The 558-nt window shown below is 72.6% G+C and carries 1 protein-coding gene; it reads right to left on the bottom strand.

Features of this window, described 5'->3' with window-relative positions:
* Positions 1-558: methyl-accepting chemotaxis protein (locus tag AX708_RS04425; RefSeq protein WP_233999609.1), on the bottom strand; the 558-nt coding region annotated here is incomplete at both ends.

The raw sequence follows: 558 nt of genomic DNA, 5'->3' as shown, positions 1-558 counted from the left end.
CCTGCGTGCGGGGGCAGGGGGAGCGGGCGGGGCGTAAGCGGGCGCGGCTGCGGCATAGGCGGCGTGCCCGGCGCTGCTCACCCGGAACTGCGCGACCAGCTCGCCCAGACGCTGCGCCTCGCTCGAGAGGCTGCGCGTGGCGGCGGTCGACTGCTCGACCATCGCCGCGTTCTGCTGGGTCATCCGGTCGATCGTGCCGACCGCGGAATTGACCTGCTCGAGATTGGTCGCCTGCGCGGCGGTGGTCTCGGCGATCTCCTCGACCTGGGCGGTGACGGCGCCGACCTGCGCGACGATTTCGGCAAGCAGCGTGCCGGTCTCGCCGACGAGGCTGACGCCGTCGCCGACATGCGCGGTCGATTTGTCGATCAGCGCCTTGATGTCGCGCGCCGCCTCGGCCGAGCGCTGGGCGAGGGCGCGGACCTCGTTGGCGACGACCGCGAAGCCCTTGCCGGCCTCGCCCGCGCGCGCGGCCTCGACCCCGGCGTTCAAGGCGAGGAGGTTGGTCTGGAAGGCGATCCCGTCGATGACGTCGATGATCTGGGTGATCTCGCGCGC

The sequence above is a fragment of the Erythrobacter sp. CCH5-A1 genome, from assembly GCF_001557115.1.
GTDB lineage: Bacteria > Pseudomonadota > Alphaproteobacteria > Sphingomonadales > Sphingomonadaceae > Erythrobacter.
The sequence above is the reverse complement of the archived record's forward strand: the minus strand, read 5'-3'. Positions and strand labels throughout refer to the sequence as shown.